This window comes from Hydrocoleum sp. CS-953, assembly GCF_002260545.1.
Taxonomy (GTDB): Bacteria; Cyanobacteriota; Cyanobacteriia; order Cyanobacteriales; family Microcoleaceae; genus Trichodesmium.
Genome location: NZ_LGSU01001371.1, coordinates 1 through 11,364 on the forward strand (window position 1 = coordinate 1; position 11,364 = coordinate 11,364).

At 38.3% G+C, this 11,364-nt stretch carries 8 protein-coding genes and 1 pseudogene; 2 read left to right on the forward strand and 7 right to left on the reverse strand.

Annotation, left to right across the window (positions count from 1 at the left end; genetic code table 11):
* Positions 1–944 precede the first annotated feature (944 nt).
* Complete coding sequence (locus AFK68_RS26515) at positions 945–2,159, reverse strand: LL-diaminopimelate aminotransferase (RefSeq protein ID WP_094676510.1); 1,215 nt, start codon at positions 2,157–2,159, stop codon at positions 945–947.
* A gap of 304 nt (positions 2,160–2,463) precedes the next feature.
* Between AFK68_RS26515 and AFK68_RS46575 the strand changes: the two genes are divergently transcribed.
* Positions 2,464–2,740 (forward strand): NAD(P)-dependent oxidoreductase (locus tag AFK68_RS46575; protein ID WP_371357573.1); only part of this gene is annotated, 277 nt, incomplete at its 3' end.
* A 1-nt stretch (position 2,741) separates the two neighbouring features.
* Positions 2,742–3,318: pseudogene (locus AFK68_RS46580) on the forward strand (NAD(P)-dependent oxidoreductase); the annotation flags it as partial.
* Between the two features lie 1,195 nt (positions 3,319–4,513).
* On the opposite strand, the gene AFK68_RS26530 reads toward AFK68_RS46580, so the two are convergent.
* The 6 genes from AFK68_RS26530 to AFK68_RS26555 all read right to left on the reverse strand — a co-directional run bounded on the left by AFK68_RS26530 (position 4,514) and on the right by AFK68_RS26555 (position 11,102).
* Positions 4,514–5,287, reverse strand: a complete 774-nt coding sequence (locus AFK68_RS26530; protein WP_094676516.1) for a class II aldolase/adducin family protein — start codon at positions 5,285–5,287, stop codon at positions 4,514–4,516.
* Positions 5,288–5,782: 495 nt separating this feature from the next.
* Positions 5,783–7,552, reverse strand: coding sequence for a methyltransferase domain-containing protein (locus AFK68_RS26535; protein ID WP_094676518.1), 1,770 nt, complete (start codon positions 7,550–7,552; stop codon positions 5,783–5,785).
* Between the two features lie 307 nt (positions 7,553–7,859).
* Positions 7,860–8,369, reverse strand: coding sequence for a cupin domain-containing protein (locus AFK68_RS26540; protein WP_094676520.1), 510 nt, complete (start codon positions 8,367–8,369; stop codon positions 7,860–7,862).
* A 336-nt stretch (positions 8,370–8,705) separates the two neighbouring features.
* Positions 8,706–9,041 (reverse strand): ribulose bisphosphate carboxylase small subunit, encoded by a 336-nt coding sequence (locus AFK68_RS26545; protein WP_094676522.1) that lies wholly within the window; start codon positions 9,039–9,041, stop codon positions 8,706–8,708.
* A 114-nt stretch (positions 9,042–9,155) separates the two neighbouring features.
* On the reverse strand, positions 9,156–9,536 hold the full coding sequence (locus AFK68_RS26550; RefSeq protein WP_094676524.1) for a chaperonin family protein RbcX: 381 nt from the start codon (positions 9,534–9,536) through the stop codon (positions 9,156–9,158).
* Between the two features lie 135 nt (positions 9,537–9,671).
* Positions 9,672–11,102 carry a form I ribulose bisphosphate carboxylase large subunit gene (locus AFK68_RS26555; RefSeq protein WP_094676526.1) on the reverse strand — a complete coding sequence of 477 codons (1,431 nt, stop codon included), beginning with the start codon at positions 11,100–11,102 and terminating at the stop codon, positions 9,672–9,674.
* Positions 11,103–11,364: the final 262 nt, after the last annotated feature.

The following is an 11,364-nucleotide window of genomic DNA, read 5'->3' on the forward strand; positions in this document are numbered from 1 at the left end:
AATGTATTCCAACCCAGTAAATCTATTAAACTTTCGTCTTGAGCAAGCTTGATTAAGTGCTTAATATGACTGTTTGCCATAGAAGCTAAAAAAAACTTCGATCCTGCTGCTTTATGTTCTTGCTCTAATAATATTCTTTCATCCATAATTCTTTTATAGCTTGAATTTAACCATGAAATTAAATCAACCAAATCTCTTGATTAAACTAATAAATAGAGTTTCTAATCAGAGATTTTATACCAATTACTAAAAGTAATGCTATGCTAAAGCTCTACTTCAAAAGTTAAATAGTTACTAAGATTTCCAATCTATTTTTGACAATTATTAGTCAGTTAGTATATATTCTTTCTACTTTTACCTCTCCCCACACATCCCACACTCCCCACCCAATTAAATATAGCGTTTCTCAAGCTTATGAGGTACACCTATCTTTAAATTTCTTTTCTATTCCTGATTCCTGATTCTCTCCATACCTATTCCCTGTTCCCTCCATACCTATTCCCTGTTCCCTAAAACCTAGAATTTTGTACCTCACGCTTCTTGGGAATTGCTATATAGCATTCTTTTTGAGAAATGGTATAAGTGTTATTCCATTTCTGGATTAGATAGCAATTTTTCTAAGGTAATATTTTTTGATGCTGATAATTTTTCTATTTCCTTTAATTCTTGTAAAATTACCGAATTATTAATTATTAATAATTAAATAATTCGTGCCTTGAAGCCTCCCCTTGGATAGGGGAAAAAGCGGTCGTTTGCGCAGCATTCCGTTAGGATGGGATGGCGAGATTTCCCGCTCTTGACAGAGCCGCTACGCTTTTCATGTCGCGCAGCGAAACGCCATATCCAATCGACCAAGAAAAGAAATAATATTTCCTTATATTCAATTCCGTAGCGGTTTTAACCACCAGGTAATTATCAATTATCCATTATCAATTATCAATTAATTACCGAGCCGCAAATCCCATAAGTATACAACTAGCTTTTTCCATATCTTCCCGACGACCCAAAGTGCTGAGGCGTAAAAAACCTTCTCCACTCGAACCAAACAATGAACCAGGTACACCAACAATTCCTGCTTTGAACAAAAGTTGATTAAAAACATCCCAAGAACTCATTCCCTCCGCTCCTTTTACCCATATATAAGGATTATTAGTACCACCAAAACAGGTCAGTCCAAAAGCTTCTAAACCTTCCTTGAGAATTCTCGCATTTTCTAGGTAATAGTTAACAATTTCTTGACATTCTTGTTGGCACTCTTCCGACAAAACAGCAATTCCTCCTTGTTGTGCTAAATTAGAAGCACCCCAAAACCTGATAGATTGACTAATTCTAAACATTTCAGTCAACTCTCCTGCTACAGTTCTTTTAATAGTTAAGTCAACAGGAACTACAGACCAACCTAATCTTAATCCAGAAAATCCAGCCGTTTTAGAAAAACTACCCACTTCAATCGCACATTCAGTTGCCCCTTCTATTTCATAAATACTTTTAGGAATATTAGGGTCAGTAATAAAAGCACTATAAACCGCATCAAAAATAATGACAGACTTATAACTTCTGGCATAGTCAACAAAAGCTTTTAGTTGTTCTTTAGTAGCAACTCCTCCTGTAGGATTATTAGGAAAACAGAGGTAAATTACATCTACTTTTGACTGAGGAATATCTGGAACAAAATTATTTTTATCGTTGCACTCTAGATAAATAATATTATTTCTACCTGCCAACAAATTTGCTTCTAAATATGGAGGATAAATCGGGTCTTGTAGGGCAATAACATTATCTAAACCAAACAATTCCTGAATACCAAAAGTCCCCGACTGCGCCCCATCACTCACAAAAATTTCCTCTGGTTTTAGATTAATTCCACGAGGTTTATAGTAATTGTGACAGATAGCTTCTCTTAGCTTAATATTTCCATCAAATTCCCCATATCCTGTATAAGTTGATTGATGACCTAACTTCGTTGCAGCATCAACCAAAGCTTCAACAACTTTTGATGGTATTGGATAAGTTGTGTCTCCCCACGCCATCATGTATATTTCTTTTTGGGGATTAGATACTTGATAGTTTTCAACCGTTTTAATTAATTTGTTTTTAATCATATCGGCGAAGGTATCAGAAGTAAACAATTGATTCAGATTTGGATTTGTTGTAGTCATATTTAGGATTTTGGTTATGTTTTCAATACTTATAATTTATGAAGCTGAAAATCTGGAATTATTCGTTACGGAACTCAAGGCAAATATACCAGATATTGATATCCAGTTCTGGCCAGAAGTAGAGAACCCAGAGAAAATAGAAGCCATATTAACATGGAAACCCCCTCTAGGAATAATGGAAAAATTTCCGAACCTCAAAGGAATTATTTCCCTCGGAGCAGGAGTAGAACAGATTTTAAGAGACCCCCATCTTCCCCAAAATGTGCCCATTGTTCGTATTGTTGAACCTTGTCTGACATCAAGAATGACTGAATACATCTTATTAGCAGTTCTTCGTTTTCACAGACAAGCATTTGAATATCAAACATTTCAAAGAGCAGGAAATTGGGAACCTTTACCTTTACCAGAAACCAACTCCTGTACCATAGGAATTTTAGGTCTTGGTGTTCTGGGAAAAGATGCTGCTGAGAAACTCAATACTCTTGGTTTTCCGATTCGAGGTTGGAGTAGGACACCAAAGAATATTGATGGTATAGAGTGTTTTTATGGACCAGACCAATTAAAACTTTGTTTGAGTAAATNAAGAGCAGGAAATTGGGAACCTTTACCTTTACCAGAAACCAACTCCTGTACCATAGGAATTTTAGGTCTTGGTGTTCTGGGAAAAGATGCTGCTGAGAAACTCAATACTCTTGGTTTTCCGATTCGAGGTTGGAGTAGGACACCAAAGAATATTGATGGTATAGAGTGTTTTTATGGACCAGACCAATTAAAACTTTGTTTGAGTAAATGTCGTGTCCTGGTTTGTTTACTTCCCTTAACTAGAGAAACAGAAGGGATTCTTAATCGTGAAACCTTTTCAGCTATGCTTAAAGGAGGTTATTTGATTAATGTTGCACGGGGGCAACATTTAGTAGAAAAAGATTTATTAGAAGTATTAGATTATGGTCAACTTTCAGGTGCTTGTCTGGATGTTTTCTCTAGGGAACCTTTACCTGAAAATCATCCATTTTGGTCACACGCTCAAATTACAATAACACCCCATGTAGCAACTCAAACTGATTCTGAATACTGGACAAAACCAATTGTAGATGCTATTTGTTGCCTTCGTGATGGTCTTCCTTTGCAGAATGTGGTAAATTGTGAACAAGGTTACTAACAGGACTTATACCATTTCTCATGCATTATTGCTACATCTCCTTGAGCAGAGGGAGTAGGGAGTAGGGTTCAAAAACATCTTATATCTTCATTTAATGGCAACAAATTGTTAAAAATATTGCTCTTACTGATTTATTAGTTAATAACTGAAGTTTTGAGTAAGTATAGCATTATTTTTGGGAATTGGTATTAGATCAAATCCGGTTGAATACTTATTAGAGTTGTTGGGAAATAAGGTAAAATGGTTCAAGCAGAAATTGGCCAGAAGAATGCTAAATATTGAACGAGCCTTAAAACAAGATAGGTTACTCAGAGCATTAACAGGATTAAACCGTAAAGCATTTGAANCTTATATCTTCATTTAATGGCAACAAATTGTTAAAAATATTGCTCTTACTGATTTATTAGTTAATAACTGAAGTTTTGAGTAAGTATAGCATTATTTTTGGGAATTGGTATTAGATCAAATCCGGTTGAATACTTATTAGAGTTGTTGGGGGAGATGGGGAGTTGGGGAGTATGGGAAGTGTGGGGGAGATGCGGAGTTGGGGAGTTGGCGAAATCGAATATGGAATTATTAACATATATCATATAACCGGGTTCTATGTGCAATTAACAGGATTTGATATTACGTAAAGCTACTATTACTATATATAGAGTTAAAAAACTATAACGTTATAGTTTGTTGCGCTATATCTGTGGTCTCTGTGTAATACCATTTTGAAAAAAGAATGTTACGAATAGTAAGAGCGATAAAAATAATTTTCAGGAGACATTCCTTTGACAAAAAAGATGATTTCCAACCCAACAAGTGGTATCGAAGCAATTCATTCTGACTCCTGAGGACTGGCTCCTGACTCCTAAAAAATCCCCTAGTTATTTGTAGCAAACATTTATCAAAATGGTATAAGTCCTAACTAAGAAACTGTTTGAGAAGTGCTGCGTGGAACCGATGAATTCGCTAAATCTAACCCCCCTGCTCCCCTTGCCTACAAGGGAATGGGGGTTGAAAAGCCTTTATCCTCCTAAGAGAGAGGTTTTTATGAGTTAACAAACAGTTTCTAAGATTTCCATGTCTATAATTCAGGACTTACGCAAAGCTACTATATATAGAGTTCAAAAACTATAACGTTATAGTTTTTTGCGCTAGATATGTGTCCTTGTGCGTAAGTCCTATAATTAATATTCACCAACTACTACCCACGATATGAGGGATCGAGCCTATCTAGCAAACGACGATTAGCTGCCCATACCCTGGCGACCTCCTGGTTATGGAAGGCTGCTTCCTCAAACTGTTGGGCTGTATGTTCGCAAATCTCAGGTGGTGGTATAATAGGCTTATTTCCAGTACCTAGCACGTTAACTTGGATTTCACACGCCTGATTCAGATAGTACATATAGTAAAATGCTTCAGCTATACTTCGCCCGACAGTTAAAAGTCCGTGGTTCCGCAGGATTAAACATTTCTTTGCTCCTAGGGATGCAACAATTCGGTCTCGCTCATCAAGGTCAAGAGAGATTCCCTCATAGTCATGGTACGCAACACGATTATAGAATTCCATGGAAGCTTGGTTAAGTGGCAACAAACCTTCTTCCATAGCAGCAACTGCCATACCACTAATGGTATGAATGTGGAAAATTCCATGAGCATTAGGACAACCTAGATGAATGGCACTATGAATAGTGAATCCTGCCGGATTTACCTCAGCATCTATAGCATCAATTTTGTTGCCATTAACATCAACTCGGACTAGATTTGATGCACATATCTCATCGAACAGCATACCATAGGGATTGATCAGGAATATAGCTGGTTCTTCCTGAATGCGCACAGAAATATGGCTGTATATCATATCCGTCATCCCGTAGTGATGAATCAAGCGGTATGCAGCAGCCAGGTCTTCGCGCAAGTCTTGTTCATTCTGAGGGCAGGACTTGGCTAAAGTTTCTCTGGTTTTAGTAATGCTCATTTCAGTTATCAGTTAAAAGTTAGTATTTAGGTAACTAGACAGTACAAAGTTCTTGGGAATAGCCATTGCTAGCCTTGGAATAGCCATTGCTAGCCTTGGGTATCAGCAATCCCAAAGTTAGAAACTCACGAGACTGAGCTGTATGTGCTGTAAGCTTTTATCAGTAATACTTTTAAGAATGAAAGTAAATCTTTTTTTAGAAGAACTTTGTACTCTCCAGTAGGTAAGATAAGGGCAGAAAAATCACTCTTATACAGGACTTACGCACGCGAAACCCGGTTTCTAGGATAAATCGTTGTTTTGAGCAATAGACGTCTACGAGAAACCGGGTTTCTGGGTTCGCATGCGTAAGTCCTGTTATAATTTTTCCGACTACCTCGTCTATAACTCCCTATTCCTCTTGACTCTGTAGGGACGTTGCATGCAACGTCCCTACCTCCCTACTCCCTGCCTTGGCAAAAAGACTTTTGAGCGCAAACCCTAGTTATATCCATGTTAATTAGCATTAAACGAAATCAGCAAAACCTCTTCAGGAAAGTAATAGACGGAGTTTCTGAGCAATGAATTGAGGTATCGTTCCATCTCCGGATGAGACAGTAATTCTTCCAAGGTAATCTCGTGTGATTCAGATAACTGTTCTGTTTCCTTATCCTTGTTAAAGCAGTTCACTGTTGCCTCATGTTTGATATAATGCTCTAATGCTGCATAGTCATCAGCTTTTATTGGCTCTTCATAGAATATCCGATGGACTTGATGCTCAATTCCACATTCATCCAAACTCTCTATGACATCTTCAGCAGAGGTAAATCCTTCACCTTTTCCTTCCTTGAAAATTTGTAGGTATTGCTCGTAGAAATCAACGTAAAAAGATTTACGAGTAGCTAAAGCAATAAATCCAACTCCTGTATCCTTCAGCAAACTAGCAGACTTTTTCAATACAACCGCCAAATCTTGCCGTGGAATCATATAAAAGCCGTGCATCGACCACAATAAGTCGTAAACATTTCTTTCTAGATTTGCTGATTGAATTGTGTTAACATATTGTTTCCCTTGCTGTAAAGGAAGATGAATTTTATCACTCGCTTGAGCAATTGAACTCTCAGAAGGATCTAAAAAATCGTAGACAATATTGCCAATTTCTTCATCAAGCTGAATATACTGACGAAAAGCTTCCAACCAGCGCCCTGTCCCACAAGCAACATCTAGTAATCTCAGAGATGAATTTTCGCCGTGATGATATTGTGATAAAAAAGTACCCGCCCAGTCGAAACGCTGCGCCAACTGCCAATAATCAATTACTGGATCTTTGTCTTCTGGACTTCTTTGTTCAACAGTAACACTCGGAACTGGCAAAACAAAAACCCCAATTGGTTCATTGATAAATGCTTTTCCACTGTCCTCAATCTCAGCCAACCTCCAAAATGCCTGGAGAATTTTGGCAAATTTTGCTTCCTGAAGCTGGCGCAAATCGCATTCCATACAAAAGGACATAATTTTAATGCCATTTTCCAAGCCTTGGAGACATTCCGTTACATCTAGACGAGCATCGACATGGTGATACTGATGCGGATGAGATTGAGTATCAAGTAAATTTCTAATGTCCTCTGCTGTGAACATCTCATTTTGGTTCCCTTTCACTTCCAGCATAAACTCACGCTGAATTTGAGGTATACCTGTAGCTGTTTGGTGGACAATGACCACCTGTCCGCCTTCTCTTGTTTGCTTTAAAGCACTCTCAATTGCTTGGTAAGGCTCGTCAAAGTAATATAAAACATGGGTCAACAGAACTAAGTCGTACTTCTGTTCCCTTTCAAATCTACCTGGTTCAAAATACTCATCACGCACAGACACCTCTACGTTTTGGCCAAAAGATTCTTGGTTGAGCCGTTGTAGAAAGCGATCGCGATGAATCTGGTTTGGTTCAAGTGCGACATATCGTAATTGTTTCCATTGTGGACTAAGTTTAGGGACAAGGCTCTGTATAATTTCTATATCTATATCACCTTCGCCACTACCAATACTAAGTACCGACAAGGTATCGTTTTGGTGTGACCGAGAATAACTTCCCTCCAGTAATACTGTGACATTATTGCGAAACCACTCAATGGCAGAAACTGTCATCGTCGAAGCTGCCTTGCGTAATTCATAACTCTCAGCATAAAACTTATCATCCAGTGGTGGAGCAACAAGTTTCTGATTCTGTAGCTGGTGGCGCTCAATTTCAGAGGATTGAAAATTTTCTGGAGATTTGTATTGAATTTTCATGTAAAAAATAAGTTCATTAATTGATAATTGATAATGGATAATTGATAATTACAAGAAGGTTAAAACCGAGAGGATTGAAGATAAGGAAATATCCTAGCACTTTTTTTCCCCTATCCAAGGGGAGGCTTTAAACCAGAATTATTTAATTATTAATTATTAATAATTAATAATTCGGTAAAGATTTAGTAGTTACTTGAGCGATCGCTAATTTCAGGACTTATACATTACATTTCCGCTATATATTCTGTGTAAGTCGATCATTATTCAGGACTTTGCCAGCATTACTAATGCTGTTGCGTAAGTCCTGTCAAATTCGTGTTATTTTCTCAATCAGAGACTTGTGTTGAGGATAACGCTTAGTTAATTCCTCTCGTTTACCCAACTCAAAATCATTAAAATCAAAACCAGGAGCTACTGTACAACCCACCAGTGAATAGGATTGCGGATCGCTCACCGTCGCGCCAAACCAAGCTCCCCCTTTCACTACATCTTGAAAGACTTCACCCTCCTCAAAATTATCACCGAGTTTTATTGGACAATAGTTTCCCGATTCATCAATAACATGAACCGTTAGCGAAGTCCCAGCATAAAAATGCCATAACTCATCAGAATTGATGCGATGAAGTGGCGAAAAATCAGTTCCTTCCAATAAAAAATAGACAGCTGTTGAACAATTGCGAGACCCATCAAATTCTTTGGGTAGACCTTCGTGAGGTATTTCTTGAGCGCAACGATAAGTCTCCCTGTAGTAACCTCCTGCTGGATGTTTTTCAAGTCCAAGCTTTTCAATCCAATAGCTAGCGTTTTTGGTTGACATATCCTTTCTCCTCTCCTGCAAAATTATCATTTTATGACTGCCACAGAGTTAAAGAATAGGTGTTTGTAATTAAAGCTAAAATCTTTACTTGTTAAGACATTGAAATTTAATCAACAAACCCTAATTAAAAAGCATTTTATATTTGACAATTTTAGATTTCATAGCTTGATTCACCAATGCCACAATATTAGGGCGATCGCCAATCTTGTAGGTTGGGTTAAGGTACGAAACCCAAAATTCTGAATGTTTATCCCTTTCTTGATAATGCAAGGCAAAAAAACAGTGGGGCAGACTAAACTTACCTACCCCACTACACTATATTAATCTAGCGATGAATTAATATCTTCTTTGATTAGGCTTATGTACGATAAAGCTTAATACTTGACATTGCTTCACGTTATCAAAACCCATCACGCGAATAAAGCAATCAGGATTTTCACTGCGGCAAGCGTCGATTTCAGTTAAAACTTCATTAACAGTTCTAGCATGGAACAGAGGTAACTTCCACAAAGTCCAGTAGTGCATTTCTGGAGCAGAAGACTCACTGAATTCTACACCAGCGATGAAACCTTGATCCAAAATGTACTGAAGTTGCTGACTAACTTGCTGAGGAGTCAGAGGAGGTAAATAGGAAAGGGTTTCGTAACGACGCTCTTTTGGTAATGTTCTCATCTTTTTTTACTGTTTAATCAATGTACAACTTTTCCAAAGCTTTTAACCAAAAAAACTTTGGAAACTAACCTGCGGGTTTACCCGTAGGGAAAAATGTATTGGAAATTTTCGTAGCTAATCAGTTCGTTGCTCAGGCTCTAAACTAGGGTCAACTATTTCTAGTTGCGTTATCTTTTCGAGATACCCACGGCGATGTTCCATATTAGCTTTTTGAATACCACTGCGAACCATTTCTGGTAAATACTCAGCTACTTCCTCTGCTAAATGGTCTCGAACAGTCATCACTCTAAATGCTAATTCTTTATTGTCCTGAAGTAGCTCTTGTAGGTAAGCTTCTCCATCCTGAATTTTGCCTGTCGAGGAAAAACCACTTAACCAAATTGCTAACGGCGGGTTTGTCTCTCGTAACTGATTCGTTACTGTCCGCACAGCTTGATAGGTTAGGTAGCTCGTCAGTACCTTTGTAGTATCTTTAGCAACTTTTTTTATATCCATATTTGACCCTAGCCTGAATCTATGGTTAGACTTTAGATTTTAGATTAAGGATAGATTAAATCCTTAGCAGTCAAGTTTGACATATCTATCTATGTCTTGCCATCTAAAATCTAAAATCTTCCATTTTCAACAGACTTAGAGGGTGTCCATGGCCTCGAACTCGAACTTGATTTCCTTCCAGAGTTCACAAGCAACGGCCAAGTCAGGAGACCACTTAGCAGCTTCACGAATTACATCGCCACCTTCACGGAATAAGTTGCGACCTTCGTTACGAGCTTGGATACAAGCTTCTAGAGCTACACGGTTAGCTGTTGCACCAGGAGCATTACCCCAAGGGTGGCCCAAAGTACCACCACCGAATTGTAAGCAGGAATCATCACCGAAGATTTCTACTAGAGCTGGCATGTGCCAAACGTGAATACCACCAGAAGCAACTGGCATTACACCAGGCATGGAGGCCCAATCTTGAGTAAAGTAAATACCACGCTCGCGGTCTTGCTCAACATGGTCTTCACGCATTAGGTCCACAAAACCCATTGTGATACCTTTTTCACCTTCGAGCTTACCAACCACAGTACCAGAGTGGAGGTGGTCACCACCAGACATTCTCAAGCACTTAGCTAAAACGCGGAAGTGAATACCGTGAGCTTTCTGACGGTCAATTACAGCGTGCATTGCACGGTGGATGTGTAATAAAATACCGTTACGACGGCACCATTTGGCCAAAGTTGTATTAGCTGTAAAACCACCAGTTAGGTAGTCGTGCATGATGATTGGAGTGCCAATTTCCTTAGCAAACTCAGCACGCTCCATCATTTGTTCAACAGTAGGAGCTGTTACGTTGAGGTAGTGGCCTTTAATTTCACCAGTTTCAGCTTGGGCCTTTTCAATAGCTTCTTGAACGAACAGGAAGCGATCGCGCCAGCGCATGAAAGGTTGAGAGTTAATATTTTCGTCATCCTTGGTAAAGTCTAAGCCTCCACGCAAGCACTCATAAACTGCTCTACCGTAGTTCTTAGCAGATAGACCCAACTTAGGCTTAATAGTACAACCTAATAGAGGACGACCATACTTATTTAATTTGTCACGCTCAACAGTAATACCGTGAGGAGGACCTTCAAAAGTCTTCAAATATGCTACTGGAATCCGCATATCTTCTAGACGTAGCGCCCGTAGTGCTTTGAAACCAAATACGTTACCTACAATGGAGGTCAACATATTAGTTACAGAACCTTCCTCAAATAAATCTAGAGGATAAGCTACATAGCAAATATATTGATTATCTTCGCCAGGAACAGACTCAATATCATAGCAACGACCTTTGTAGCGATCTAGGTCAGTTAATAAGTCAGTCCATACTGTTGTCCAAGTACCAGTAGAAGATTCAGCAGCTACCGCAGCACCAGCTTCTTCTGGAGGAACTCCAGGCTGAGGTGTCATACGGAAAGCAGCCAAAACATCTGTATCTTTTGGTATGTAATCAGGGGTGTAATAAGTCAGTTTATAGTCTTTAACTCCAGCCTGATACCCAGACTTAGACTGAGTTTGTGTATTAGCGTAACTCATATCTTATTTCCTAAGAATCTCTTTACTCTTCTGTATATTTCACAGACTATTTTAGATAATATCAAGAATTAGAACTTTTCTACTTAAAAGATTATTTATTTATTAATAACTTTTTTTAATCCTTTTGTTACATTTGTTAATTTTAACGTAGTAATAGTTTTCGGCCTTGTTTTACCATATTTTTTAGTTGAATAAAAAGTCAGGCGTAGGTACGAGCGACTCCCATTAATTAAATTGTACCATGAATTTTTTGCCGATTTTT